Origin of the sequence: Brevibacterium atlanticum (genome assembly GCF_011617245.1) — a bacterium.
Taxonomy (GTDB): domain Bacteria; phylum Actinomycetota; class Actinomycetes; order Actinomycetales; family Brevibacteriaceae; genus Brevibacterium; species Brevibacterium atlanticum.
On the sequence record NZ_CP050152.1, the window covers coordinates 1,311,217 to 1,337,432 of the forward strand.

General features: G+C 66.0%; 26 protein-coding genes and 1 pseudogene. 13 read left to right on the forward strand and 14 right to left on the reverse strand.

Features of this window, described 5'->3' with window-relative positions; translation table 11 throughout:
* Positions 1–333 precede the first annotated feature (333 nt).
* The gene (locus tag GUY23_RS05700; RefSeq protein WP_166970502.1) at positions 334–768 is read right to left on the reverse strand and encodes a PLD nuclease N-terminal domain-containing protein; all 435 of its coding nucleotides are present in this window, start codon (positions 766–768) and stop codon (positions 334–336) included.
* An 84-nt stretch (positions 769–852) separates the two neighbouring features.
* On the opposite strand from GUY23_RS05700, the gene GUY23_RS05705 reads away from it, so the two are divergent.
* Positions 853–1,251, forward strand: coding sequence for a DUF4229 domain-containing protein (locus tag GUY23_RS05705; RefSeq protein ID WP_166970504.1), 399 nt, complete (start codon positions 853–855; stop codon positions 1,249–1,251).
* 145 nt (positions 1,252–1,396) lie between these two features.
* Here the strand turns inward: GUY23_RS05705 and GUY23_RS05710 are convergent, their stop codons facing one another.
* The 3 genes from GUY23_RS05710 to GUY23_RS05720 are packed head-to-tail and all read right to left on the reverse strand — an operon-like array spanning position 1,397 to position 4,563.
* Positions 1,397–2,329, reverse strand: coding sequence for a 1,4-dihydroxy-2-naphthoate polyprenyltransferase (locus tag GUY23_RS05710; protein WP_166970506.1), 933 nt, complete (start codon positions 2,327–2,329; stop codon positions 1,397–1,399).
* A gap of 54 nt (positions 2,330–2,383) precedes the next feature.
* On the reverse strand, positions 2,384–3,622 hold the full coding sequence (locus GUY23_RS05715; protein ID WP_228282756.1) for an AMP-binding protein: 1,239 nt from the start codon (positions 3,620–3,622) through the stop codon (positions 2,384–2,386).
* Positions 3,623–3,642: 20 nt separating this feature from the next.
* Positions 3,643–4,563: a 1,4-dihydroxy-2-naphthoyl-CoA synthase gene (locus GUY23_RS05720; protein WP_166970508.1), complete on the reverse strand. Its 921-nt coding sequence runs from the start codon at positions 4,561–4,563 to the stop codon at positions 3,643–3,645.
* Between the two features lie 223 nt (positions 4,564–4,786).
* Between GUY23_RS05720 and GUY23_RS05725 the strand changes: the two genes are divergently transcribed.
* Positions 4,787–5,356 carry a dienelactone hydrolase family protein gene (locus GUY23_RS05725; RefSeq protein ID WP_166970510.1) on the forward strand — a complete coding sequence of 190 codons (570 nt, stop codon included), beginning with the start codon at positions 4,787–4,789 and terminating at the stop codon, positions 5,354–5,356.
* Between the two features lie 133 nt (positions 5,357–5,489).
* Positions 5,490–6,593 carry an o-succinylbenzoate synthase gene (locus GUY23_RS05730; RefSeq protein ID WP_166970511.1) on the forward strand — a complete coding sequence of 368 codons (1,104 nt, stop codon included), beginning with the start codon at positions 5,490–5,492 and terminating at the stop codon, positions 6,591–6,593.
* A gap of 54 nt (positions 6,594–6,647) precedes the next feature.
* Here the strand turns inward: GUY23_RS05730 and GUY23_RS05735 are convergent, their stop codons facing one another.
* Both GUY23_RS05735 and GUY23_RS05740 read right to left on the reverse strand, forming a co-directional pair.
* Positions 6,648–7,358 carry a hypothetical protein gene (locus GUY23_RS05735; protein ID WP_166970513.1) on the reverse strand — a complete coding sequence of 237 codons (711 nt, stop codon included), beginning with the start codon at positions 7,356–7,358 and terminating at the stop codon, positions 6,648–6,650.
* A 15-nt stretch (positions 7,359–7,373) separates the two neighbouring features.
* Positions 7,374–8,867 carry an alpha/beta hydrolase gene (locus tag GUY23_RS05740; protein WP_166970515.1) on the reverse strand — a complete coding sequence of 498 codons (1,494 nt, stop codon included), beginning with the start codon at positions 8,865–8,867 and terminating at the stop codon, positions 7,374–7,376.
* Positions 8,868–8,926: 59 nt separating this feature from the next.
* On the opposite strand from GUY23_RS05740, the gene menD reads away from it, so the two are divergent.
* The gene (gene menD / locus GUY23_RS05745) at positions 8,927–10,552 is read left to right on the forward strand and encodes a 2-succinyl-5-enolpyruvyl-6-hydroxy-3-cyclohexene-1-carboxylic-acid synthase (RefSeq protein WP_228282757.1); all 1,626 of its coding nucleotides are present in this window, start codon (positions 8,927–8,929) and stop codon (positions 10,550–10,552) included.
* Between the two features lie 12 nt (positions 10,553–10,564).
* Here the strand turns inward: menD and GUY23_RS05750 are convergent, their stop codons facing one another.
* On the reverse strand, positions 10,565–10,927 hold the full coding sequence (locus GUY23_RS05750) for a MerR family transcriptional regulator (RefSeq protein ID WP_166970517.1): 363 nt from the start codon (positions 10,925–10,927) through the stop codon (positions 10,565–10,567).
* A 63-nt stretch (positions 10,928–10,990) separates the two neighbouring features.
* Here GUY23_RS05750 and GUY23_RS05755 point away from each other — a divergent pair, with 63 nt between their 5' ends.
* From GUY23_RS05755 to GUY23_RS05765, 3 genes are all read left to right on the forward strand, one after another.
* Positions 10,991–11,830: an SDR family oxidoreductase gene (locus GUY23_RS05755; RefSeq protein ID WP_166970519.1), complete on the forward strand. Its 840-nt coding sequence runs from the start codon at positions 10,991–10,993 to the stop codon at positions 11,828–11,830.
* 64 nt (positions 11,831–11,894) lie between these two features.
* Positions 11,895–12,155, forward strand: a complete 261-nt coding sequence (locus GUY23_RS05760; protein WP_166970521.1) for a type II toxin-antitoxin system Phd/YefM family antitoxin — start codon at positions 11,895–11,897, stop codon at positions 12,153–12,155.
* Positions 12,156–12,410 carry a Txe/YoeB family addiction module toxin gene (locus tag GUY23_RS05765; RefSeq protein WP_166970523.1) on the forward strand — a complete coding sequence of 85 codons (255 nt, stop codon included), beginning with the start codon at positions 12,156–12,158 and terminating at the stop codon, positions 12,408–12,410.
* A gap of 211 nt (positions 12,411–12,621) precedes the next feature.
* Here the strand turns inward: GUY23_RS05765 and GUY23_RS05770 are convergent, their stop codons facing one another.
* Both GUY23_RS05770 and GUY23_RS05775 read right to left on the reverse strand, forming a co-directional pair.
* The gene (locus tag GUY23_RS05770; RefSeq protein WP_166970525.1) at positions 12,622–13,545 is read right to left on the reverse strand and encodes a hypothetical protein; all 924 of its coding nucleotides are present in this window, start codon (positions 13,543–13,545) and stop codon (positions 12,622–12,624) included.
* Positions 13,542–14,906 carry an isochorismate synthase gene (locus GUY23_RS05775; RefSeq protein WP_166970527.1) on the reverse strand — a complete coding sequence of 455 codons (1,365 nt, stop codon included), beginning with the start codon at positions 14,904–14,906 and terminating at the stop codon, positions 13,542–13,544. The genes GUY23_RS05770 and GUY23_RS05775 overlap by 4 nt, the downstream gene beginning before the upstream one ends.
* A gap of 182 nt (positions 14,907–15,088) precedes the next feature.
* On the opposite strand from GUY23_RS05775, the gene GUY23_RS05780 reads away from it, so the two are divergent.
* Genes GUY23_RS05780 through GUY23_RS05795 form a run of 4 tightly spaced genes read left to right on the forward strand, consistent with a single transcriptional unit; the run spans position 15,089 to position 19,265 of the window.
* Complete coding sequence (locus tag GUY23_RS05780) at positions 15,089–15,781, forward strand: demethylmenaquinone methyltransferase (protein ID WP_166970529.1); 693 nt, start codon at positions 15,089–15,091, stop codon at positions 15,779–15,781.
* The gene (locus GUY23_RS05785) at positions 15,778–17,079 is read left to right on the forward strand and encodes a geranylgeranyl reductase family protein (protein ID WP_166970531.1); all 1,302 of its coding nucleotides are present in this window, start codon (positions 15,778–15,780) and stop codon (positions 17,077–17,079) included. Before GUY23_RS05780 ends, GUY23_RS05785 begins: the two co-directional genes overlap by 4 nt.
* 45 nt (positions 17,080–17,124) lie before the next feature.
* Entirely contained in the window at positions 17,125–18,135 is a 1,011-nt protein-coding gene (locus tag GUY23_RS05790; protein ID WP_166970533.1) for a polyprenyl synthetase family protein, read from the forward strand.
* Between the two features lie 59 nt (positions 18,136–18,194).
* The gene (locus tag GUY23_RS05795; RefSeq protein WP_166970535.1) at positions 18,195–19,265 is read left to right on the forward strand and encodes a permease; all 1,071 of its coding nucleotides are present in this window, start codon (positions 18,195–18,197) and stop codon (positions 19,263–19,265) included.
* Between the two features lie 48 nt (positions 19,266–19,313).
* Here the strand turns inward: GUY23_RS05795 and GUY23_RS05800 are convergent, their stop codons facing one another.
* The 4 genes from GUY23_RS05800 to rarD form a co-directional block, all read right to left on the reverse strand.
* A complete protein-coding gene (locus GUY23_RS05800) occupies positions 19,314–20,057 on the reverse strand; it encodes a hypothetical protein (protein ID WP_166970536.1) in 744 nt (247 codons plus the stop codon).
* The gene (locus GUY23_RS05805) at positions 20,054–20,971 is read right to left on the reverse strand and encodes an ABC transporter ATP-binding protein (RefSeq protein WP_166970538.1); all 918 of its coding nucleotides are present in this window, start codon (positions 20,969–20,971) and stop codon (positions 20,054–20,056) included. The genes GUY23_RS05800 and GUY23_RS05805 overlap by 4 nt, the downstream gene beginning before the upstream one ends.
* Positions 20,972–20,974: 3 nt before the next feature.
* Positions 20,975–21,421, reverse strand: coding sequence for a GntR family transcriptional regulator (locus GUY23_RS05810; RefSeq protein ID WP_166970540.1), 447 nt, complete (start codon positions 21,419–21,421; stop codon positions 20,975–20,977).
* Positions 21,422–21,621: 200 nt separating this feature from the next.
* Entirely contained in the window at positions 21,622–22,536 is a 915-nt protein-coding gene (rarD, locus tag GUY23_RS05815; protein WP_166970542.1) for an EamA family transporter RarD, read from the reverse strand.
* Positions 22,537–22,675: 139 nt separating this feature from the next.
* Between rarD and GUY23_RS05820 the strand changes: the two genes are divergently transcribed.
* Positions 22,676–24,094 carry an FAD-dependent oxidoreductase gene (locus GUY23_RS05820; RefSeq protein ID WP_166970544.1) on the forward strand — a complete coding sequence of 473 codons (1,419 nt, stop codon included), beginning with the start codon at positions 22,676–22,678 and terminating at the stop codon, positions 24,092–24,094.
* 251 nt (positions 24,095–24,345) lie between these two features.
* Entirely contained in the window at positions 24,346–25,278 is a 933-nt protein-coding gene (locus GUY23_RS05825) for a GTP pyrophosphokinase (RefSeq protein WP_166970546.1), read from the forward strand.
* Positions 25,279–25,570: 292 nt separating this feature from the next.
* Here the strand turns inward: GUY23_RS05825 and GUY23_RS18925 are convergent.
* A pseudogene (locus tag GUY23_RS18925) lies at positions 25,571–26,182 on the reverse strand (alpha/beta fold hydrolase); the annotation flags it as partial.
* Positions 26,183–26,216 lie beyond the last annotated feature (34 nt).

The following is a 26,216-nucleotide window of genomic DNA, read 5'->3' on the forward strand; positions in this document are numbered from 1 at the left end:
TCACCAGCGCTGTCGTGCACCCCGCAACAGACGAGGACAGGTGCGAGGGCAGGTGGAGATCGTTGGTTCGGCACTGTCTCCTCTGAAATCATCAGGTTCTTCGGTGAGTAGATCGGAGAAACGTGTGCCTCTTCGTCGGGTGAGGGGCTTCCGGGTGAGGGGCGTCGTCATGCTGGCACGTGAGCAGACATGTGCGAAACGTCGTTCAAGCCGGAGCGCGTCTGTCGACCGGTGGCCGGCTCGACTACTGCGCTGCGCCTTGAACGACGTGATTGGGCTGCTGGAGGAGGTAGCAGAGGTCGCCGTTGCCGTACGGTGTCGCCGCTGCAGGGCTCAGTTGGAGCGGCCGCGACCGTCGCCCTTGGTGCCGCGATCATCGGTGTCGGCCGACGAGTCCGCTGCAGAATCGTCGTCATCGTCGGCCTCGGAGGCGTCATCGCTCTCGGCCTTCGGCTCATCGTTCTCACGTGCCGGGGGAGCGTGCTTGCCGAGCTTGACGTCGCGGTCGACCTGTCGCAGGTAGTCGTCGTCATCGTCCGGAGCAACCTGCCCGCGGGGGCGCTGCGCCGCTGACGGTTTGGCTTCGGAGCCGCGACCGAAGAGGAACCAGAGGACGAATCCGAGGACGGGAATGAAGAGGATGATGAGAGCCCATGCGGGTTTGGGCAGGACTCGAATCAGACCCCGATCGCGCAACAGGCAATCGAAGAGTCCGTACAGTGTCACCGCTGCCGCTAGGACGATCGCGGCAATGAGAAATCGAGCCATGCATCAAGGATAGTCCACGATCCTGAACACCGACTCAGGCGGGCGGTGACGAGACGGTCACGATCGAGGGCTAAAATAGGCTCAATGCGCACCTTCTGGCTCTACACTCTCGCTCGGCTCGGCATCATCCTCGGCGTCGGACTCATTCTCTTCCCGTTTCTCGGGCTCAACCTGCTCATGGCTGTCGCGGCGATCGTCATCGGCGCGCTGCTGAGCTACCTGTTTCTTGGGAATATGCGCGCTCGAGTGGCCTCCGACATCGAAGCGCGTCTCGCCGCCCGCGCCTCCAAACCCAAGCGCAAGAGTGCCGACGAAGCCGCTGAGGACCAGATCGTCGACGATCGCCTCACTGAAGAAGAACAGCTCTCTGAAGAAGCACAGCTCACCGAAGAAGAGCGCACCTCCGCAGAGGACCATACAACCGACGAGAAGCCGACCGCCGAGGAAGAGCACCTCTCCGAGGGCAACGGCAGAGAGAAGTAGGCCGCGAACCTCCGGCCGTCACGCGTCGCTTCGACAGAGCACATCGGCAGAGTCACGCCCAAGCGTCCAAGAACTCAGGGCCCAGCTCCCGGTTTCCACCCGCTCAGAGCCGGTTTCCACCCGCTCAGAGCCGGGATCCACCCGCTCAGAGCGCCAGGCCGAGTCCCATCAGCGCAGCGAATGCCAAACCGGTCAGTCCGGTCGACTTGATCGGCGGGATGAGCCCGGGCCCGGTCGTCCCACTGAGCACCGTCTTCAGCGGGTTGAGGGCCGGGACGAGGGCGAGGATCGCCAAGGCCACCGCCGGATGTCCGTCGAGGATGGCCAGGGCCAGCAGTGCGAACGGCAGCAGCACGAGCACCGCATAGGCAATGCGGGCCGAGCTGTCACCCAGACGCACCGCGAGCGTGATCTTGCCGGCCTCGATGTCGGTGGGAATGTCTCGGAGGTTGTTGACCATGAGCACGGCAGAGGCAAGAGAACCGATCGCTACGGCGCCGGCCCAGCCGCTGAGGCTGAGATGCCCGACCTGCATCCACATCGTGCCCAGAGTGGCCACGAGTCCGAAGAAGACGAAGACGAACACCTCGCCCAGTCCCATGTACCCATAGGGCTTCTTCCCGCCGGTGTAGAACCACGCCGCGGCCACCGCGGCGGCACCGACGATGAGGAACCACCAGGCCTGGGAGACGAGGATGAGGACGATCCCGACGACCCCGGCGATGCCGAAGAACAGGAAGGCGGCACGTTTGACTTCGCGGGCCTCGGCGAGACCGGTCGCCGTCAGACGTACGGGTCCGACGCGTTCGTCGTCGGTGCCGCGGATGCCGTCGGAGTAGTCGTTGGCGTAGTTCGAGCCGATCTGCAGACAGAGGGAGACGAGCAGGGCGAGGAACCCGCGCAGCAGGATCTGCGCGAGGCTGACGTGGTCGTCCCCGCCCGAGATGTCGTCGAGGATGAAGGCGGTGAACCCACCGAGCGACCCGATCGCGGCGCCGGTTCCGATGAGGACGGGTGCGAGAGCCAGGGGGAGAGTTCGCAGTCGAGCTCCCGAAATCCACTGGGCGGCATCAGCCATAGTCCCAGGTCACCTTCCTCTTCTGTCGTCGAACCGTCTCATACTACCGATTGTTCACGGGCAAGGGCATTTCGTTCTGTCGGCTGCGAGGTGCGCGGCGAGGTCGGCGGCCGCCCGGCGGTCGGGTTTGCCGATCGACCGGTTCGGGATCTCGTCGACGGGGAACACGAGGTGCGGCAGCAGGTACCCGTCCATCCCGTGATCGAGGCTGTTGAGATGCTCAGCCAGTGCGCGAGGAGAGTGACCGGCCAACCTCGACGCAGCCTCGGCGGCCTCCCCGCCGGCGAGCCTGACGAGCGCGACGATCCGCTTGCCCCACTCCTCATCGGGCACCCACGTCACGAGCACCTCGGCGACGCCCTCCTGCTGCCAGCGCGGGAGCAGGCCCGTCTCCAGGGCGTGCGGGGAGACGTTCGTCCCGCCGGAGATGATGATGTCATCGACTCGGCCGAGGACCGTGAGCACCCCGTCGTCGAGGCGGCCGAGATCGCTCGTGTGCATGACCCGCCGACCGTCGCCGTCGGTGGTCAGCGTCGTCGACTCCACCGGTGCGATGGCACCGGCGGGGGAGATCTCGACGTAGCCGTCGGCCACGACGGGGCCGGCCAGGTCGATCGTGCCCGCCTCGGTGATGGTGACATCGACCCCGTCGAAGGGCACGCCGTCGTACACACAGCCGCCGGCGGTCTCGCTCATCCCGTAGGTGCGCACGATCGACAGTCCCGCGGCATCGGCGCGTTCGAGCAGGGCCGGTGAGATCGCCGCCCCGCCGAGGAGGATGTGCGAGATCTTCGCGGCGAGGTCGCTCGCTCGATCGTCCTCGAGGATCCGATGGAGCTGGGTGGGCACGAGAGACGTGTACGTCGGGCGCGCGCCCGCCCGCTCCAACAGCTCGTCGACCGCGGAGGCGAAGGAGGCGGAGGAGAACTTCGCCGAGGTGGCCCGCACCGGTGCCCGTCCCGCCAAGCGGGCGCGCAGCTCCACCTGGAAGCCGGCGATGTGGTTGACCGGCAGGCACAGGTGCCAGTCGCCGGGCCCGGACAGGGAGTCCTCGGTCGCCCGCGCCGAGGCGGTCAGAGCCTCGGGGGAGAGCGCTACGGCCTTGGCCGTGCCCGTCGACCCTGAGGTGTGGAGGATGAGCGCCGGGCAGGGGCCCGGGCCCGTCCACAGATGGGGAGCCGCCTCGGTGACGGTGCCGGTCCGGGAGGACGGCAAGATGAGGATCGACCGTGCGTCGAGAGCCCGGTCGATGGCTTCGGGCAGCTCGTCGGTGCGCAGTTCGCGGGTGTCCACGGTGTGATCGGACCTGACCGTCAGTAGTACCAGGGGAAGGGCGACCAGTCGGGATCGCGCTTTTCCAGGAAGGCGTCGCGGCCTTCGACGGCTTCGTCGGTCATATAGCCCAGACGCGTGGCCTCACCGGCGAAGACCTGCTGGCCCATGAGGCCGTCGTCGACGAGGTTGAAGGCGAACTTGAGCATCCGCTGCGCGTTCGGGGACTTGCCGAGGATCTCCCGCGCCATGGTCAGGGCGGCGGTTTCGAGTTCGGCGTGGTCGACGACCTCGTTGACGGCACCCATATCGGCCATCTCCTGGGCCGAATACGTGCGACCGAGGAAGAAGATCTCGCGAGCCTTCTTCTGCCCGACCATCTTCGCCAGATACGCCGAACCGTAGCCGGCGTCGTAGGAGCCGACGTCGGCGTCGGTCTGCTTGAACTTCGCGTGTTCGCGGGAGGCGATGGTCATATCGCACACGACGTGGAGGCTGTGCCCGCCGCCGGCCGCCCAGCCGGGGACGACGGCGATGACGACCTTCGGCATGGTGCGGATGAGGCGCTGGACCTCGAGGATGTGGAGGCGTCCGGCTCGGGCCGGGTCGACGCTCTCACGGGTCTCGCCCGAGGCGTACTGGTAGCCGGAGCGGCCGCGGATGCGCTGATCACCACCGGAGCAGAAGGCCCAGCCGCCGTCCTTCTCACTCGGGCCGTTGCCGGTGAGCAGAACCGCACCGACTTCGGAGGTCTGGCGGGCGTGGTCGAGGGCGCGGTAGAGCTCGTCGACGGTGTGGGGGCGGAAGGCGTTGCGGACCTCGGGACGGTCGAAGGCGATCCGCACGCAGCCGAGGTCGCTTCCGGTCGCCGGGTCGATCGCACGGTGATAGGTGATGTCGGTGAAGTCGAAGCCGGAGACCTCACGCCAGGCCGAAGGGTCGAAGATTTCTGAAACCGTCATGGCCCCCAGCCTATCGCCTGGCTCTGAGTTCGGTGTCCAGATGTCGCGGGTCTGGAGACGAACCTCATGATGGAGCCGTGCTGCTTCCGGCAATGGCACGTGCTGCCTGCGGCGAAAGCGCAAACACACCTTGTGAGTCGGGCCCAGCGGGTCTAGACTCAGGCACCATTCCGCAGGATCGGGGCGACCAGCGCACCGAAGCGACAGTCAATGGGAGACTGAGATGGCCGAAGTTCTGCTCTACCACCATATCCAGGGCCTCACCGACGGGGTCAGCGCCTTCGCCGAGGATCTGCGGCAGCAGGGCCACACCGTGCACACCCCTGACCTGTTCGGCGGACGGACCTTCGCCTCGATCGAGGACGGCTTCGCCTTTGCCAAGGAGGTCGGTTTCGATGTGCTCCGCGACAAGGGTCTGGCGGCCGTCGACGGGTTGGGTGCTGATCTCGTCTATGCGGGCTTCTCCTACGGTGTGATGACCGCCCAGCAGCTGGCTCAGACCCGACCTGGTGCCCGCGGCGCGCTGTTGCTGCATTCGTGCGCCCCGGTCTCCGAATTCGGGCAGGCGTGGCCGGACGGAGTTCCGGTGCAGATCCATGGGATGGACGGCGATGAGTTCTTCGACGAGGACCTGCCGGCAGCACGTGAGCTCGCTGAATCGACGTCCTCGGCCGAATTGTTCGTCTACCCCGGTGATGAGCATCTCTTCACGGACTCCTCCCTCGAGGCGTTCGATGCCGACGCCGCTGCGCTGGTGCGGTCGCGGGTGCACGCGTTCCTGCAGGACCTCTGATCACACGGAGCTCAGTTGATCACGGAGAGCCCAGAATGCGTGGAGCAGTGCGTCGAGATCCGTGCTGAGGCACAGCGTCCAGGCACGCGGCTCGGCGCTGTCGCACCCCACCGACGAGGGATAGTCTGAGGGCATGGCCGACCATGTGTTCACCCTCTCCGATCTGCCCGAACGATTCGACGAGGTCATCGACGATCTGCATGTGCTGCGGCTGCCCATGGTCACCCGCTTCCGCGGCATCACCGAACGCGAGGTCGCGCTCTTCTCCGGTCCCGCCGGGTGGGCGGAGTTCTCCCCGTTCGTCGAATACCGCACGGAGGAGGCTAGCCGCTGGCTGCATGCCGCCCTCGAATTCGCCGGCCTCATCACTGGGCCGATCGGCCCACCGAACGGTCCACCCGCCGAGGCGGCCGATCCGACCGGACGGACAGTGGCGGTCAACGGCACGCTGCCGGCATGTTCGCCCGGTGAGGTCGAAACGATCCTCGCCCGCTACGGCCGCGTCGGCACCGTCAAGGCCAAGGTCGCCGAGCATGGGCTCGATTCCCTGGGTGAGGACCTCGAACGGCTGCGCGAGTTCCGCCGACTCTTCCCGCAAGCCACTCTGCGCCTCGATGCCAACGCCGGCTATTCGCTCGATGAGGCGCTGACCGCCTCGGCGCAGTTCGCCGACTTCGGCCTCCAGTACGTCGAACAGCCCGTCGCAGCGGTCGAGGACATGGCACGGCTGCGTGCAGAACTCGACCGTCGTGGACTGCCGGTCGTGCTCGCTGCAGACGAGTCCATCCGCAAAGCCGAGGACCCGCTTCGGGTGGCCGAACTCGGCGCCGCCGAGGTCATCATCGTCAAGGTCCAGCCGCTGGGCGGGATCGGTTCCGCACGTGCGGTCATCGACGACTGCGGCCTGCCGGCCGTGGTCTCCTCGGCGCTCGAATCATCGGTCGGCCTGGCCGCCGGCGCAGCACTGGCCGCCGGACTGCCCCGTACGGAGGCCAGTCGCAGACTCCTCGGTGATGATCCGGCCTGCGGACTGGGCACCGTGCGACTCTTCGCCGACGACGTCACGGACCCACACGCCGGGATGCGACCGGTCGACGGATACGTCCCTGTCACGCGCATCGCCCCGGACCCTGACCGCCTGCAGATGCTGGCGGTGGATCCGGGGCGACACGACTGGTGGGCGGAACGACTCCAGCAATGCTGGTCGCTCCTTCGACGCAGGCCCGAACTCGACTGAGCTGGGTCTGGTCTCGACGGAGCCTGGTCTGGTCTCGACTGAGCTGGGCCGAACTCAGCCGGCGTTCTTGACGGCGTCGACGAAGGTCTCCGCGGTCTTCGACACCGTCGACTCGTCGATGTCGGCGACATTGGCCGCGGTGACGACGTTGTTGCCGACTCGAGCGGAGATGGAATTCGTGTTGAGGACTGTCTGCCCGCCGGCATCGATCGTCGCCTTGACCCCGACCGTCTCGTCGGCGCCTGAGACGGTGGTGTCGAAGGACTCGAACTTCATCTTCATCTCGATGCCCTGGGACTTGATGCTCACGTCGCTGCACTTTTCGGTGACAGCGCTCGAGGTCTTCACCTGAGACGCTGCCGCATCGTCGTCGGCCAGGCTGACGAGTCCCACGGACATTGTGTTGTCGCTCGAGATACCGGTGACGGTGGTGGTGTCGCTCGCCTGTGCGGCGTTGAGTGCTGCCATCGACAGGTCCTTGCACTCACTGGGTTCGTATTCGGCCTTCTCGAGGGCCTTGAGGGCTTCACTGCCGGAGGCAGCACTGGTGTCGATGGACTTGAACGACAGCCCGTCGGCATCGGTGGATTCGAGGATCTTCTTCAGCTGCGCCTCGTCGAGCTGTGTGGCCTGTGGTGCCTCCTCGGTCTGAGCAGCGGCGCCGCTGCCGTCTTCCTGGGCCTTGTCGCCGCCGTCTTGGCCGCCCGAACAGCCCACAAGGGTCAGACCGGCGATGAGCGCGATGGCTGGGAGTATGCGTTTCATGATGGACCTCTCGAGTCAGCGTTCCGTAGGAGAATCGGCGGCCGCAGCATCACGACCGCTATCAATATATGCGCCCAGCGCGTCATCCGCGGACTCAGGCTGTGCCGGATCTGAAACATCGACCGGCGCCGAGGCGATCCGCACCGTCGTCACCTCGTCCTGTCCCAGCGTGGTGAAGTGCTGAGTGCGCTTGCCGGGGATGATCGGGTCGTGCATGGCCGCAGCCAGGCGCCCGGTGAACGTCAGACGCCCCTTCTTGTCAGCTCGCTGCTGATAGGAGTTGTCGCCGCTGGGCCCGGAGACCGTGATGTCATAGCGGCGCTTGGGTTCGAACAGGCCCGGGGTGCGCACCCGGAAGCTGCCGGTCCCGGACAGGGAGAACCCAGCAGCGCTGACGGCGTCGAAGCGCACGATCTGCGCCCGGCGCCGGGAGATCTCCACTCTCCAGCCATGGATGTCGAAGAGGGCATGACCGGTGAGATAAGAGAACTCCCCGCCGTCGGCGACGCTGGGTCCGCGACGATCCGAACTCGCATAGTTCCGGCGCCGGGCCAGCGTCGTCAGCCAAGCGCCGAGCTCGCGCTCCCAGCTGCTCCAGTTGTGCAGACCGCTCGTGCGGGGAAACCACGAGTGCCTGATGCCGAGTCCATTGAGGCGAGCGGAGAAACGCTCGCCCTGACTGTTGATCATCGACTCGAGCAGGTCGCGGTCCTTCGACTCCTCGAGGCTGCCGGACCCGGCACTGAACCACAGGTCGAGTCCCGCGAGGTTCTCGGCCAGCGCGTACGGGGAGTTCGCCAGCCATTCGCTGCGGTCGGCCACGGGGTCACCGAAGAGCGTCATCGACCTCGCGCCCTCGCGCATCGCGATGATGTCGAAGGCCGGCACCGTCGACAGTGGGTCGAGAGGTGAGGAGAACGCGGCCACGGCACCGAAGCGGTCCGGATGCCAGGCGGCGTACTTCATCGCCCCGTACCCGCCCATCGACAGCCCCGCGAGCAGCTGGTTCTGCGGGGAGAAGTCCACCGAGTAGGTGGCATCGAGGAATTCGGGGATCTCCTCGGTGTGGAAGCGCGGCCAGTCGTGGACCTCGCTGCCGACCGCCAGTCGGGAATAGCTCCCGGCCCCACCATCGGGCATGACGACGAGGTAGGGAGTCTCGAGCGTGAGCTCCTCGGCAGATCCGAAGTCCGTCCACGACCGGAAGTCGTCCCCGCCGCCGTGGAAGAGGTGGATGACGGGGCTGACCTCGGCGGGGATGCCGGGCAGGAGCACGCGGACGCCGACGGTGCGGCCGAGGGCGGGGGAGTAGATGAAGAATTCGCGCAGCCTCGGCGAGAGTTTGCGTTTGTCGCGGATATGCCACTTCCGGGCGTCCTTGCCCCGGGGTTCGGGCCCGAGGAAGGCACTGTTCTGGTCGAGGGCGGGGTACCGTCCGCGCTGTGCGCGAGCCGCGGTCAGCGTGCGGATGGCACGTGCTCCCATCGCGATGATCAACGAGCGGCGCATTTCTTGAGGCTAGAGGGTCGAGATGAACCGGAGGTGGGCAAGTGGTTGAATATCAGGTGATGTCGAATTCGAGCGCGGTGGCGCAGCAGATAGCCCGGAGCCTGGTCCGATCGCGGGTGACCGATGTGGTCATCGCTCCCGGTTCCCGGTCCGCTCCTTTGGTCTACGCGCTCGGCCCCCTCGCCGAGGCGGGGCTGATCCGCACGCATGTGCGCATCGATGAGCGCGACGCCGGGTTCCTCGCCCTCGGCCTGGCCCGCGGTCTGCGTGCGCGCGGACAGCAGTCCGCCGTGGCGATCGTGACGACCTCCGGATCGGCCGTGGCCAATCTTCATCCTGCTGTCCTCGAGTCCTCCTATGGGCATCTGCCGCTGCTCGTGCTCAGCGCCGATCGCCCCGCTCGGCTGCGGGCCACCGGCGCCAACCAGACCATCGACGATCAGTCCCACGTGCTCAGCGACGTCCGCGCCCGCATCGACGTCTCCGCAGGTGAGGACGCAGAGATCGTTGATCGAGCGGTGACCTCTGCGGTATCGGCGTCGGTTGGGCAGGTCGGTGGAACCGGCACCGAGGTGGCCGGACCGGTCCAGTTCAACGTGCAGTTCGACACCCCGCTGGTCCCGACCCCGGACGAACTGAGGACGTGGACCGATGAGATCGGCACGCTGAGAGCTCAACCGATGGTCGCGCAGGAGAACCCGCGCTCCCAGGCCACCGTGACGATCACCTCCGGCACCGTCATCGTGGCCGGCGATGCCGGTGGCCATTCGGCCGAATCGCTGCGCGCGCTCGCCGCCGCCCACCACCTGCCGGTGCTCGCCGAAGCCTCGAGTCCGCTGGCACGGGCCACAGACGAGTCCTCGACCTTCGTGCCGACCCATGCGCAGGTCCTCGGCGAACGGACGGACCTGAGAGACGCGATCCGCACGGTCATCGTCCACGGCAAGCCGACGCTGACACGCCCCGTGGCTGCGCTGCTCGCCGACGAGACCGTGACCGTGCAGCGCGTGCCCGACGACATCGATGCGCTCGCCCTGACCGTCACCGACGAGACCTCGGATGAGGCCACCTCGGGGGACGTATGGGTGCGCGACTGGATCGACGCAGGAGAGGCTTGCGTCGCAGCTGTTCGGGACGAACGAACTGCAGGAGCGACCTCGGCGGGGGAATTCCAGTCGACCGCACGCGCGATCACCGAATACCTCGCCGGACAGGACACCACCCTCTTCGTCGCGAGTTCGAATTCGGTGCGTTATCTCAGCGACGCCACCGACATCCGCGCCCACATCCATGCCTCGCGCGGTTTGGCGGGCATCGACGGACTCGTCTCCACCGCCACGGGGCTGTCCCTGGGCTTGGGGGAGCAGGTCGTCCTGCTCATCGGGGACATCGCGATCCTCCACGACATCGGTGGGCTGCTCACGCCCAGCGCCGAGGTCACCGGCGACGTGGCGATCGTGGTGCTCAACGATGACGGGGGAGCGATCTTCTCCGGACTCGAACATTCCCAGGACCACGTTGCCCCGTACCTCGAGCGGTATTTCACTGTGCCGCACGGCCGTGGATTCTCCGACCTCGCTGCAGCATACGGGTGGGGCTATGCGCAGGTGACAAGCGCGGCGGAGTTCGAACGCGCCTTCGTCGGTACGGCTGCCCGTCGCATTATCGAAGTCAACCGCAACTGAGCGAACCGAGAGTCAGGAGGGGGCGCCTTCGGCAGGTGCCAGCTCGTCCAACAGCCCGAAGAGTTCGTCGATGCGCTGATTGAGAACCGAGCGAAGACGATCCGCCAGACGGTTCCAATCCTGCTGACTCGGCACCTGCCGCGGCGGGAGTGCCTCGAGCGCTTCGCGGATCTCGGCGACACTGAGTCCGACTCGCTGGGAGGCGCGGATCATCGCGATTCGGCAACAGGCGTCGGCGAAGAAGCGACGGTGGTTCTCGCCTGTTCTTTCGCTGGGCAGCAGACCGTGGTCGTCGTACCAGCGGACGGCAGACGGGGCGATCTGCATCCGTTCGGCCAACTGTCCCACGCTCAATCCGCTCTCGTGCCAGTTCACATTGTCATCGTGACACAGGTCATGTTTGCCTTCAACCATGGTTGAACCCATAGAGATGGTGACATGAATGAGAATCAGAGACCGAGAGTGTTGGTGACCGGCGCGTCCGGTCGAGTCGGCGGCAGTCTGTCGGGGCAGCTGTCCTCCCGAGGCGTCCGCGTCCGGGCGGCGACCCGCAACCCGGGAAGCCTGCGTGCAGGCATCGCCCACGACGTGGCGGCAGTCGACTTGGCTGAACCGACGACACTGGAACCCGCGTTGGATGATGTTGACGCTGTGTTCCTCATGTGGCCGTTCTTCGAAAGCGAGGAGGACGCCAGGCGAAAGGTCGCCCCCATCGCCGAGATCCTTGGGAAGAAGGTCCCGCGCGTCGTCTACCTTTCCGCGCAGGGAGTCGAGGAGGATCGCAGCAACTTCTGGTCGGTGGTCGAGGACGCGATCGCGGACCACGTCGAGGAATGGACGATGCTGCGGCCGACGGGATTCGCCGCGAATGCGAGGCAGTGGGTCACTCAGATCGCTGCAGGAGACGTCGTTCGTTGGCCTTTCGGGCAGATGGCGCGGCCGCTCATCCACGAAACGGATATGGCCGCCGTAGCCGTTGAGGCGCTGATCAACGATGGTCACCATGGCCGCGACTACGTGATCACCGGGCCGGAGCTGATCTCTCAGGAGGAACAGGTCGACGAGATCGGCACAGCGATCGGCAGGAAGCTGCATTGGGAGGAAACCGACCGAGGACGAGCGGCGGCGGAGTTCGACCTTCCCGAGGTGATGCTCGACGCATGGGAGCGTTTAATGGATGACCCGGAGCCGATCACCGACGAGGTTGAGCGCCTCGTGGGCCGTCCGGCTCTCACCTTCGCAGAGTGGGCCCGGGACAACGCCGGGGAGTTCCGGTGACTGCTCGATGGTGGCTGTGGTACCATAAACATGTACCACTCTTTTGAATGAGGAGGTTCTCAACATGTCCATCAGCGCAAGCGAGGCGCGCAAGACCTTGTTCCCGCTCATTGAGCGGGTGAATGCGGACCGTGATGCCGTCGAGATCGTCTCTCGCAAGGGCAATGCTGTCCTGATGCCAGCCGACGAGTACGCCGCATGGCAGGAAACCGCTTATCTGTTCCGGTCGCCGGCCAACGCCCGCCGCCTGCTCGATGCCTACGACCGTGCCCGCGGTGGAAAGGTCGAGGTTCACGATCTCGATCGCTCAGACAAGGAAGCCTGAGTGCGTCTGGTCTGGGACCAGTCGGCCTGGGAGGACTACAAGCATTGGCAGACTGCCGACCGGAAGATCCTGAAGCGCATCGACACACTCGTCGACGCCTGCCTGCGTGAACCGTTTTCCGGCATCGGCAAGCCCGAACAGCTGAAGTACGGAGCGCAAGGTGCGTGGTCGCGACGCATCACTGATGAGCACCGACTGGTCTATCTCGTGGTCGACGATGATCTCGTGATTCTTCAGGCACGCTACCACTACTGAGCCAACGGCCCTCTGCGTGGGCACAAGGAGTACCCCCTCCGGCCGCCCGGCTCTCACTTTCGCAAAGTGGGCCCGGGACAAGGTCAGGGAATTTCGGTGACTGGCTGACAGCATTTCGCTGTGGCTGCCTTCTCACTCACCGTTGCGGTCAAGGATCACGTCACCCTCGACGCGATTTTTGGCCGCACCGATGAGTGAGCGGCCGAAAGGCCTACCGGCGTGGCCTGGTGAGGACCTGGGCACACAGCCTACGGGGCAGCTGCCAGAGCCGTTCGAGCGGCGTGCGTTGGCTGCCGGTCTGGATGACTTCGATATAGGTGTCATCGGTGCGCAGGAAGCTGATCGTCGAAGCTTCACCGACGATCGAGAACCCAGAGGCAGTGAGCTCACCGCCACCGTGAGAGGACGCGTCACCCGGCTCGGACGCGTCGTCCTCTACTGCCAAGCTGTGGCCGTTCCCTGCCGGCAGGGGAGTGATCGTCACTGTCGCAGGACGGACGAACTCAGCACGCTCGAAGCACGATCGTGCTGTCGACAATGCGTCTCCAGCCACGTCGAACAGCGCTCGCCCGCCAGAGTCGAGGAGGCGATCGTAGCGGTCGACATCGATGTGCCACTCCGGGAACCAGATGATCTCCTTGTCGTACCAATCGCCGTCGTCGACCATGCGCGAGACCGGCGGATCGATATCCGCGGCGGTCAGCGTGCCGGTCACGCTGCCTGTCGCAGTCTCGACGGTCGCTGGATCGGCGATCGCGGCATGCACCGGAGCGAGCAGGGGCCAGTCGGTTTCCGGGATTACGGCCAGCGAGTACCAGATCAGTCCGAACGGCGACCCCGTCGAATCGCGGGCCTCAATACCGACGTAGACACTGTCATCGACGGCCGGGTCGATCCGCTCTCCCGAGCTGTCACGATGCTCGACCGGAACATTGCCCTTCTCGACCTGCGCATCGGAGAGATTCGCGAAATACCGAGTGCTCAGAGCCTCAGCAATGAATACGTCCTCGCCAGGTTGTGCCGGGTCGGATCGACTGGTGCCCAGTTGGGAGGGGAAGAGACGGTCGGTATCCGTCCCGTCAGGCAGCCACGCGAGCGCACGAACGCTCTGCTCGTGAGCGGCCCACGTGCTCACTCCAGACCCAGCGCGCGGCGCATCGGGGCGAACTTCGCATTCGTCTCGGCCACCTCGGTGGCGGGATCCGAATCGGGCATGATCCCGGCACCGGCGTAGAGGCGGATCCGGTTGCGGTCCTCGAGCTGGCCACAGCGCAGGGCGATGCCGAACTGGCCGTTGCCGCGCCCGTCCATCCACCCGACGGGACCCGAATAGCGGCCGCGGTCGAGCGGTTCGAGCTCATCGACGTGGGCGACAGCGCTCGCCTGCGGGTACCCGCCGACAGCGGCAGTGGGGTGGACGGCGGCGGCGATGTCGAGGGCATTGAGGTCGGAGTCCGCCGGCACCTGCGCCTGGGCATCCGAGGCCGAGTGGATGACATTGGCCAACGGCAGCAGGTGCGGACGCTCATCGACGGTGACGTCCTCGGCGACCGAACCGAGGCTGCGCTGGAGCGATGCGATGGCGAAAGCGTGTTCGGTGCTGTCCTTGTGTGCGCTCAGCAGCTTCCTCGCCTGCGGCATCTCCTCCATCGGGTTCTTCTCCACCCGATAGGTCCCGGCGAGCACGCGGGAGGTCACCCGACCGTTCTCGACCCCGATGAGCAGCTCCGGCGTCGACCCGATCAGCCCGGCGACATCGAAGGTCCAGCAGCTCGGATAGCTGCGGTTGAGTGCCCCGAGCACGGCCCGCACGTCGATGTCGTTCTCGGTGGTGACCACCTCGTCGCGGGCGAGGACGATCTTGCGCAGCGTCGGATCGTCGGTGAACGCGTCCACCTCGGCGGAGGTGTCGATGGAGGTGAGCATCGCCGAGACCTGTTCGACGAGTCGGGCCCACCTGGTCGGATCGAGTTCACCCGGCTCAGACGTCGCCGACTCGATGCGGCGCAGCGGCTCGGGGTGGAGCACCGGCGGCACGGGATGCTCATCAGCGGTAGTGATCGACGTCAGCCACACGCGGCCACCGCGCCGACCGAGCACGAATTCGGGGATGTGGAGGATCGAATCGACGCTCGACTCCCCGGAGTACGCGACCGTGGCGAAGCACATCAGACCGGACCCGAGCAGGGCGACCTCGTCTTCGACACTGGCCGCCTCGGCGATCGCCGACCAAGCACGCGAGAGTTCGGCGAACCGTTCGGGACCGCGGGCGCTGATGCGCATCGTCCGTCCGAAGCCGATCAGCCCGGAGGTGTCGCGGACCCAGCACGAGAACGCCGTCGTCGGCAGCAGCTCGAGGGTCTGCTCGACAGTGGTCGGCAGACCGGACTCGAACGGGAAGCCCGGCCCCGGATCGACGTCGTCGACGAAGCGGGAGGCCACGTTCAGACGTGGGGGAGCGGCGAGGATATCGGAGGTGCCGTATGTCGTAGTCATGTCGCTTCGATTCTAGACGAGGACCGCTGTGCCCGGACGCGAGGACCGCTGTGCCCGGACAAGGACCCGAGAGGGCACGGCACTGGTGGGAACGGCGAATGTGGCGATCTCCACATCCGCACCCGCGTGAGTCCGGGGATCCGGATTCGCCGTCTGCGCGATGGTGTTGAGACAATGAGGGCATGAACCGTGCCCAGCTGGACAAGCAGCCCGACGACGTCGCCTCGATGTTCGATGATGTCGCCTCCCGCTACGACCTCACGAACGACGTCCTCACCTTCGGTCTCGCCCGCTCCTGGCGGCGCACCGTCGCCCATTCCGTGGCCGCCGGACCCGGCGAACGGGTGCTCGATCTGGCCGCGGGAACCGGCACATCGTCGATGACGTTCACCCACCACGGTGCAGAGGTGGTCGCCGGGGACATCTCGGCGGGCATGCTCTCCGAAGGGCGCCGCCGCCACCCGCAGATCGACTTCATCTACGCCGACGCGATGGACCTGCCCTTCGCCGACGGCAGCTTCGACGTCGTCACGATCTCCTTCGGCATCCGCAACGTCCACGACGTCGACACGGCCCTGGGCGAGATGCGGCGTGTGCTCAAACCCGGCGGACGCCTCGTCATCTGCGAATTCTCCACCCCGACCCTCGACGCCTTCAGCCTCGTGTACAAGGAATACCTCATGCGGGCGCTGCCAGCCGTGGCCCGCGCCGTGTCCTCGAACCCCGAGGCCTACGTCTACCTGGCCGAGTCGATCCGCGACTGGCCGAACCAGGACGCGTTCGCCCATCAGATCCTCGACGCCGGGTTCGACCAGGTGAAGTACCGCAACCTCACCGGCGGAATCGTCGCCGTCCATCACGCCCTCAAACCGTGAACGAATTCGACGCCGAGGTCGTGGTCGTCGGTGCCGGCCCGGCCGGATCGGCGATCGGCGCCTACCTCGCCCAGGCCGGACACGAGGTCATCATCCTCGAGAAGTCGGGCTTCCCCCGCGACAAGATCTGCGGCGACGCCCTGACCCCGCGTGCGGTCAAGGAAGCCGGCTTCCTCGGCATGGACCTGCAGCCGGCCGACGGCTGGCACCCGAACAAGGGGCTGCGGCTCATCGGCGGCGGCCACCGACTCGAACTCGACTGGCCCGACATCGACGGCACCCCGAACTTCGGGCTGACCCGCCCCCGCATGAGCATGGACGAGGCCTTCGCCCGGCACGCCCAGCGCAGCGGTGCCCGTCTGTTCGAACAGGTCAAGGCGATGTCTCCGGACATCGGCGAGGACGGGTGGATCCGCGGAGTGCACGCCTCAGGCACCGATCACCGGGGGCGTCGTGTCGGACCCGAAGCCCACTTCCGCGCCCCTATCGTCATCGCCGCCGACGGAGTCTCCTCCCGCCTGGCCGTGGCCATGGGGCTGGAGAAGCGCGACGACCGGCCCATGGGCATCGCCGCTCGCGCCTATCACACCTCGCCGAGGCACGCCGACGACTACATTGAGTCCTGGGTCGAGATGCGCTCGAGCAACGCGAACGGCGAATCCGAGACCCTGCCCGGATACGGCTGGATCTTCCCCCTCGGCGATGGCACGGTGAACATCGGCGCCGGCCTGCTCGACTCCTCGCCGCAGTTCAGATCCGTCGACCTGCGCTCGGTGATGGGGCAGTGGATTGCGGACATGGGCCACGAATGGGGCATCGACGAATCCACCGAGCTCGGACCGATCAAGTCCGCGGCCCTGCCGATGGCGTTCAACCGCACCCCGCACTTCCACCGTGGGCTGCTGCTCGTCGGCGACTCCGGCGGAATGGTCAACCCGTTCAACGGGGAGGGCATCGACTACGCGCTGGAATCCGCGCGCATCGCCGCCGACGTGATCTCCACGTACTCCCGCTATCCGCAGCACGTGATGCGCGCACGACTGGCCGAATACCCCGAACTGCTCGGGAACTCCCTGGGCGGCTACTTCACCCTCGGGAGGGTTTTCGCCTCGATCATCGGCCACCCTGCGCTCATGCAGTTCGGAATCAAGTACGGTATGGGTGTTGACGTTGTGATGGAGTTCGTCGTCAAATTGTTGGCGAACCTCTACCGCGACCCGAAGGTCTCCCACGCCGATCTCATCGACAGGGTGATCGACGCCCTGACCCGAATCGTCCCGGCCACCAGCAACGGCTGAGCCCTCGGGCGAGGACAGCCACCGACTACGACGAATGACGAGGACATGAGCCACCCAGCCTCTCAGGCCACCTTCACCGGTGACGACGCCCAGCTCGCGGCGGAGATCTCGACTCAGTTGGACGCCGTCGAGGCCAGGCTCTACGAGGTGACCGCGCAGATGCGTCGGCTGCCCGACGAGACCTCGAAGCACCTGCTGGCCGCCGGCGGCAAACGCGCGCGCCCGAACCTCGTGCTGCTCACCGCCCGGTTAGGGCAGGCCGACACCGAGGACATCATCGACGCAGCCGTGGCCGTCGAGCTCATCCACCTCGCCTCGCTCTACCACGACGACGTCATGGATGACGCCCCGGTGCGCCGTGGGGCACCGGCCGCCCACGAGGTGTGGGGCAACTCGGTGGCCATCCTCACCGGGGATCTGCTCTTCTCCAAGGCTTCCGGAGTGACCGCGAAGCTCGGCCCCGAGGCTGTGCGCATCCAGGCAGAGACCTTCGAACGCCTCGTCCTCGGCCAGCTCAACGAATTCGCCGGACCGCCCGAAGGCGACGACGTCATCGACCACTACATCCAGGTGCTCGCGGACAAGACGGGCTCGCTCATCGCCACCTCGGCGCAGTTCGGGGTCATGTTCTCCGGCGCGGATCCGGCCCTGGCTGACCCCGTGCGCACCTTCGGTGAGCGGGTGGGAGTGGCCTTCCAGCTCGCCGATGACATCATCGACCTCACGACGACGAGTTCCGAGTCCGGTAAGACCCCGGGCACGGACCTGCGCGAACGCGTCCCGACCCTGCCCGTGCTCTACGTGCGGGCGGCAGCCGCCGACGGTGACGATTCCGCCGCCGAGGTGGTGCGCCTCCTCGATGCGGATCTGAGCTCCGACGCCGCCTTGGAGACCGCCCGGGCCGCCCTGGCCGCACATCCCGTGACCGAACGTGCCCGTGCCGAGGCTCTGCGTTGGGCCGATGAGGCGAAGGCCGCACTCGCACCGCTGCCGGCGGGTCAGGTCAAGGACTCCCTGTTCGCGTTCGCCGACTCCGTCGTCTCCCGCACCTCCTGAACCTCTCCGGCTGAATTTCCCGTTCCGCATCACTGCGGCCGAAGCAAGGACGAACAGCGATGACCAGCCCCGCGGCACCGTTGCCGACACAGCCCTCGAGAAGGCGACTGGCTCACGCCGATTGGATCGGACTGGGCGTCCTCGTCGCCGTCCTCGTGGTGGGGCTGAGCTGGTCGAAATGGCTGCCCTACTGGGACAAGGCGTGGACGATGAGCCAGACCTCCGTGTGGGACGGCAGTCCGCTCTTCGACGCGGCCGGCGACACGATCTCGCTCGCAGGTGCTTGGGACTTCACGCTCGTGTACTTCACGGCCGTGTGGAAGGCTCTGCTCGTGGCACTGCTCGTCGCTGCTGCCATCGATGCCCTCGTGCCTCGTGACTGGCTGCTGCGGCTGCTCAACCGCCGCAGCCATACGGGTCAGGCCCTCGTCGGAGCTGCCCTGTCCACGCCGAGCATGATGTGCACCTGCTGCGCGGCCCCCGTTGCTGCCGGTCTGCGCGACACCGGGGTGAGACGATCAGCGGCGCTGGCGTACTGGGTCGGCAATCCGCTGCTCAACCCGGCCGTGCTCATCTTCTTAAGCCTCGTCCTGCCGTGGCAGTACGTGGCCGTGCGCATCGTCTTCGCCCTCCTCGTCGCCGTCGGCGCGAGCGCTCTCATCGGACGGTGGATCACGGGAGGTGCCGATGAGGTGCCCGACCCGAGTCCTACCTCGCCGAGGCTGTCCTCCCTGCCCGTGCGCTACCTGCGGTCCCTGGGCCGGTTCACACTCATCCTCGTGCCCGAGCATCTCGCGCTCGTCTTCCTCGTCGGGCTGCTCGCTCCGTGGCTGACCGGGGTCTACGGGCTCGAAGCGCAGCTGGGCGCCGGTGCGGTGCTCGTTGTGGCGGTGGTGGCGACGCTGCTCGTCATCCCCACCGGGGGAGAGATCCCGATCATCCTCACCCTTCTGCCCCTGGGCGTCGGTGCCGGCGTCACGGGAGCTCTGCTCATCGCCCTGCCGGCCCTGAGTATTCCGTCGATGGTCATGGTCGGCAAGGCGATGGGGTGGAGGACGATCGCGGGGATGGGTGCCGCCGTGGCGGTGGCCGCGATACTCGCCGGGGGAGCGCTGGTGGTGCTGAGCTGATCCACCGGCGGTGTCGGCCGCCTCGGCGAAGGTGTCGGCGAACGCGGGCTACGAGGTCAGGCGGCGCAGAGTGAGATACGACCCCAGCGCGAAGACCGCGGTCAGTCCCAGTGCCCAGCAGGCCAGGCCGATCGCCTGCGTGTTCGCCAGCCACATCCACAGCTCACCCCAGGACTGGTTGAAGCTCAGCCAGGCGGCACCGGCCAACAGCACCAGAGCGATGACGATGATCGAGAGCGTGAGGATGAGCGCACCGAAGCGCTTGTTGACGATGGCGAACCAGAAGCCGAGGACGAACCACAGCATCGTGAGCACGAAGTAGATGAAGCCGGCGGCGAGCGGTCCGCTCGCCCACACCCACGGCAGGTAGGCGAAGTAGCCGCCCATCCCGTAGCCGTTCGTGGCCTGTTCGATGAGGCCGAGGGCGACGAAGACGGCGGAGACTCCAACGGCGCTGATCGCGGCAGCTATGAGAGAGCCGAGGTAGAACTCGCGACGGGTGAGGCTCATAGCCTGGGAGAAGTAGAAGGTGAGGTTCATCGCTTGGGCTCCGACGACGGCGAAATACCACAGCGGAGCCTGTGACCCGCCGCTGTACATCGGTCCGTCGACGCCCGATGCCGAGATGATCCAGTAGATGATGAGGGTGATGAGCCACATCCCGCCGAGGACGAGGGCGGGGACCCAGACGAAGGTCTGGGTGTTGGTGAACTGGAGGCGGATGACTCCCAGCGTGCGGTTCCTCGGACGCGAGGGAGCGGTTCGGGGCGGGTGTTCGATCGCAGCGGTCATGACTGCAGGCTCCTGACTTCGGCGTCGGCTGCGGGACGGTCGGTGGAATCGGTCTGTGTGCTGCGCACGATGAGCTGCTGCAGGGAGACAGGCGTGAGGTCGAGGTTGGCCTCGGCGATGAACTCGCAGTCGGTTCTGCTGAGCCGGCCGAGCATCGTCACCGAGGCGACCCGACCGAGGGATTCGCGGTGGATGACCTCGCGACCGGCCGCGAGGCGGTTGACCGCGTCGGCATCTCCGACGACGTTGACCGCGCGATTGCGGACCTCCTCGGTGGTCTCGTCCATGATGATGCGGCCGCGGTCGATGACGATGACGTTCTCGATGAGATCGGCGACTTCGTCGATGAGGTGGCTCGAGAGCAGGATAGTGCGCGGATGCTCGGCGTAGTCGGCGATGAGGCGGTCATAGAAGGTCTGCCGGGCGACGGCGTCGAAGCCGAGATAGGGCTCGTCGAAGAAGGTGATCTCGGCGCGGGAGGCCAGCCCGATGATGACGCCGATGGCGGACTGCTGTCCCCGGGAGAGCTTCCTGGTCATCGTCTTCAGAGGCAGGCGAAAGTCGTCTGTGAGCTCCTCTGCCAGGGCCTGATCCCAGTGCGGGAAGAACAGCCGGGCGTTCGCCAGTGCGTGACCGGCATTCGAATCGTCCGGATATTTCTGGCTCTCGCGGACGAAGCACATGCGGGCCAGCACCCGGGCATTTTCGTAGGGATCCTCCCCGAAGACCGCGACCTCACCGCTGGTGGCGAAGTTCTGGGCCGTGAGAATCGACATCAGAGTCGTCTTGCCGGCGCCGTTGCGCCCCAGCAGTCCGTAGATCGAGTCCTTCTCGATGGTGAGGCTGATGTCATCGAGTGCGGTGGTGTTCTTGTACGTCTTGGTGAGGTGGCGGACCTCGATGACGGAGTTCATGGGTCATCCCTTCGCTGCGGACGGATCGAGTGTGGTCGGATCGAGCGCTCTCGGATCGGTGGTGGTCGGGTCGATGGCGGTGGTCAGGCGGAGTTCTCGGGAGCGCTCTTCGATGAGCGCGATCACGTCCTTCGAGCCCAGTCCGAGGCGATTGGCCTCGGCGAGGAGCGGAGTGATGAAGTTCTCGGAGAAGGTGGTGCGGTGCTCGTTGATCAGCAGTGCTCGGGCGCCTTCGGTGACGAACATGCCGATTCCGCGGCGCTTCTCCAGCACCCCCTTGGACACGAGCTGATTGATGCCCTTGGCGGCAGTGGCCGGGTTGATGGTGTAGAAGCCGGCGAGTTCATTCGTCGACGGAGCCCGCGAGAGTTCGGGCAGGGTTCCGTTGAGGATCGAGTCCTCGACCTTCTCGGCGATCTGGATGAAGAGGGGTTTGGCGTCGTCGATCATTCTCGGCTCCATGTGCATTGGTTAGTTACCTAACTAATGAACCATGGCGCCTATGGGGGTGTCAAGGGCCGGAGACGATCCGAGCGGGAAATCCTGGGGCTCGCCCCAATTGCTACCTGACGGCGGCTCAGCAACCTCGCGCGAGGTTGCTGAGCCGCCGTCAGGCAGCAATAGAGAGGTGCCGCGGGTTCAGATCAGGGTCAGAAACGGCGCCTGCTGGCGCGGACGAGGTCGGTGCAGAGCAGGATGACGGCGATCCAGATGATGAAGAAGCCGATCCACCTCGGTGTCGACATCGCTTCGCCGAGGACTGTGATGCCGAGGATGAACTGGATGGTCGGGGTGATGTATTGGAGCATGCCCACCCAGGACAGAGGGATGCGGCGGGCGGCGGCGCTGAAGAGGATGAGCGGGATGGCAGTGGCGGGGCCGGTGATGATGATGACAGCGACGTGCCAGCCGCCGAATCCGCTGAACGTCTGCAGACCCTGTGAGGCGATGAAGAGGAGGTAGATCGCCGAGGGCACGGTGAGGACGAGGCTTTCGACGGTCATGCCCTCGAGTGCGCCGACCCGCCCTCCGACCTTGTTCTTCACGAGGCCGTAGAGGCCGAAGGACAGTGCCACGATGAAGGAGAGGTAAGGCATGCGGCCGAGGCCGATACCGACGATGATCACGGCCAGCAGACCGAAGCCCACGGCCGTCCACTGCAGGGGTCGCAGCTTCTCGCCGAGGAAGATCACGCCGAGACCGATGGAGATGAGCGGGTTGAGATAGTAGCCGAGCGAGATCTCGACGAGTTGGTTGGTCTCGACGCCGTAGATGAAGGTCGTCCAGTTGATCGCGATGAGCACCGAGGCGAGCACGAGGAGGCCGAAGGTCCGCGGAGAGCGCATGATCTGCCAGGTGCGGACGAAGCCGCCGGTGAACGCGAGGAGGCCCGCACAGAAGACCAGCGACCAGATGACCCTGTGCGAGACGAGCTCGAGGGCACCGGTGGGTGCTGCGGCCGCGAAGACGAGCGGCATGACGCCCCACAGCAGGTAGGCGCCGAGGCCGTTGATCAGTCCGGCGCGGCGGATCGCTGCGTCGTCGGGGGCAGGATTCTGGCTCACGGACGTCAGTCTAGTGAGCCTTCCGAAGCGCTCGCGCCCGGGGTGCCGGTCTGAGACGAATGCGAGTTTGGTCACGTCCTTGTAAGGATTGCCTACATTGGCGATAGACTCGGGGGCGACTGACTAGAGAGGTGTGAGAATGACTCGTCCCTTCCGGGTGGCCATCGTCGGCGCCGGCCCTGCCGGGATCTATGCTGCGGATCTCATGACGAAGGCGGAACGCGACTTCGAACTGAGCATCGACCTCTTCGACCGTCTGCCGACTCCCTTCGGCCTCGTCCGCTACGGAGTCGCCCCTGACCATCCGCGGATCAAGGGCATCATCAACGCACTCATCAAGGTCCTCGATCGCGGTGACATCCGCCTGTTCACCAATGTCGAATACGGCGTCGACCTCCACCTCGAAGAACTCACCGACCGCTATGACGCCGTCATCTTCTCCACCGGCTGCTTCGTCGATGCCGCACTCGACCTGCCCGGCGTCGATCTGCCCGGCTCGTACGGGGCCGCGGACTTCGTCAATTGGTACGACTCCCATCCCGACGTCGGCCAGACCTGGCCCTTGGACGCCGAGAGAGTCGCGGTCATCGGCAATGGCAATGTCGCACTCGACGTGGCGCGTGTGCTGGCGAAGCAGGCCGATGACATGCACACCACGGAGATCCCCGATCACGTGTACGAGGGGTTGAAGTCCTCGCAGGTCACCGATGTCCACATCTTCGGTCGCCGCGGCCCGGCGCAGGCGAAGTTCACGCCTCTGGAACTTCGCGAACTCGGTCACGTCAAGGATGTCGACATCATCGTCTACCCCGAAGACTTCGAGTTCGACGAAGGGTCCATGGAAGCCATCGAGTCGAGCAATCAGGTCAAGCAGGTGGCGAAGACCCTCACCGACTTCACGATGCGTGAGCCCACTGGAGCCAAGCGCCGACTCCACCTGCACTTCCTCCACGCACCGGTGGCCATCCTCGGCGAGGATCGGGTGGAGGGTCTGCGCACCGAACGCATGGAACTCGACGGATCCGGCGGGGTCACTGGCACCGGAGCCTTCCACGACTGGGAGCTCGATGCGGTCTACCGTGCGGTCGGCTATGCCGGCACTGAACTGCCGCAGCTGCCCTTCGACGACCGCAAGCGCGTGATCCCCAACCACGAGGGCCGAGTCGTCGATGCCGATGATCAGACGCAGGCCGCCGAGGCCGATGTGGTCCAGGGCGTCTACGCCACCGGTTGGATCAAGCGCGGACCCGTCGGGCTGATCGGGCACACGAAGGGCGATGCGCTGGAGACGATCGGGCATGTCTTCGCCGACCGTGAGGCCGGAGCACTCACCGAGCCGGTGTACCCCGACGAGTCGGCGATCGTCGACCTGCTGGAGTCCAAGGGCATCGACTACGTCGACTGGGAGGGCTACCACCGCGTCGAGGCCGCTGAGAAGGCCGCCGGCGAGGCCGAGGGCCGCGAACGGATCAAGCTCGCCACCCGCGAGGCGATGCTGGCAGAGGCCCGTGGCAACGTCACTTCGGAGTCGGTTGGGCAGGCGGCCTCCGGCCACTGAGCCTCTCCGAACGTCCCGCCCCGGCAGTGCTGAGCCGCACCGGTGGCGGAACACCCTGCCGCCTGCGGCACACCGCACCGTCCGCGGCGGCAGCATCCCTCACCGGTCGCCGCACGTCCTACCGCTCGCGGCATCTCCTCCAGGTGCACCGGGGTGACGAGTCGCTGCCGGTGTGGGATGGTCCCGACGCGTAGAGTCGGAAACGTCCACTGCGCACCGGTGTGCGCGCCGAAAACAGGCAGGGAGGCCCCGTGAGCCAAGAATCGGAGCTGAGAACGGTCGTCGAACGCGCCTACGTCGAACGACTCGATGCCTGGCAGACGGCGGCCGTGCGGATCAAACACTGGCTCAAGGAGCAGCAGAAGGGCCTGCTCAAGGACAAGGACATCTCCCGCCTCGACGTCGACGGGCACCGGATCAAGGATGCTGCGAGGACGCTGGCCAAGCTGACCGAGAAGTTCGATGAGGATCCGCAGCTGGAAGTCCGCGACACCGACGACGTCGAGGACCAGATCCGCGACATCGTCGGCATCAAGGTGCTGTGCAAGTCCCCACGTGACCAGAAGATGATGTTCGAGGCTCTGCGCGACCCCGAACAGCTCGGCTCCTTCGACCTCATCGAGTCGCGGGACTACACGAATCCTCCGAAGGCCAGCGGCTACCGAGCCTGCCACGTCATTCTTCGCATCCCCTCTGACCAGGGGCAACCCGTCTTCGCTGAAATCCAGGTCAAGACCCGGCTTCAGGATGCCTGGAGCGAACTGACCCATGAGGACATGTACAAACCGGGCGCCGCGATGAAGCCGAGCAAGCTGCACGGGGAATTCGCCCGGGCGATGGCGAATATGCTCGCCACCGTCGATGACATGGCCGACACTCTGGCCGTCGAGCTCACTGCACTGACCGATCCCGAACACGAACTCGATCCGGTGGCGGTGCGTGAGCAGCAGAGTGCGATCGACGTCCGAGTGCGTGCCACGGGACCCAAATACGCCTTGGCCGTCGACAGTTCGGGACGGCAGGGCCTCATCCCGGCCTTCGCTGTGCGCAAACTCAGCGAGACGAAGGGCACCATCAAGGTCAACGACTTCATCGCCGTCGACGATCGCCTGCGGGTCAGTGTGGAAGAGGACTCGAAGGGCCTGTACTACATTCCCCTCGAACTGCCCCGACGCCACGAATGAACCGCGGCAAGGATCGGGCATCGCCGTGAGCTGAGCCGTGTCCGGGGCCCAGGATCAGTCTCCCCACGCCGAGGTGGCCCGCCCGTCCGTGGCGATGTCGTCGATGAGGTCGGCCAAGCCGGCCGGGTCCTCCAGATGTGCCATGTGTCCTTGGCCTTCCAGCACGTGAGTGCGGGCCCCCGGGAATTCGTTCCAAGACATCGGCGAATGAGGTCCCATAGGGCGCCTCGCCGAGGTTCTCACCGCCGACGATGAGATCGATCAGACCGATGCGCGCTCCATATTCCGCGGGCGGTTCCATGAGGTTGATGGCCTCGGTCTCGAGGTAAAGCGGATGTGCGAGCTCTGTGAGCGCGTTCCATGACCGGCGGTTCGATCGCAGCTCTCGGACGTGGGACTCGTCGAATCCGGAGATGTCGCGATTGACGATCTCGACGATTCGATCCCAGTCCTCGGCCGTATATGCGTCGCGCAGCACAGGGAGAGCGTCGGCGCCGAATGGGCGCTCGACGGGTTCGTATGCGATGAGGCGGTCGAGGTCGAAGCGGTTGCCGGCGTGCAGCGCAATGAGTGCACCGTAGCTCCACGCGACGACGGACCGAGAGCCGAGGTGCGCGAGCACATCAGCGAGGTCGTCCACTTCCATCTCCAGGGAATAGGTCTCCGGCAGAGGTGCCGATGGTCGTCGTCCGCGGCGATTGATGACGGCGACGCTCGTCCACGTTCGAATGGCCCGGGCGACCTTTCGCCATGCATGCGCATCGCTCATCACTCCCGGGAGGATGACGACCGGTGTCTGCTCGCCATCGTCCTCGGCGGCTTTCGAATCGCTCTTTTGGTGGATGTCGACCGTCAGGAAGTTTCCGTCTCTCAGGCCGATCTGTTTCTGAATCATCTGTTCCATAAAGCTATTATGTAGCAGATGATCTAGAATGCAA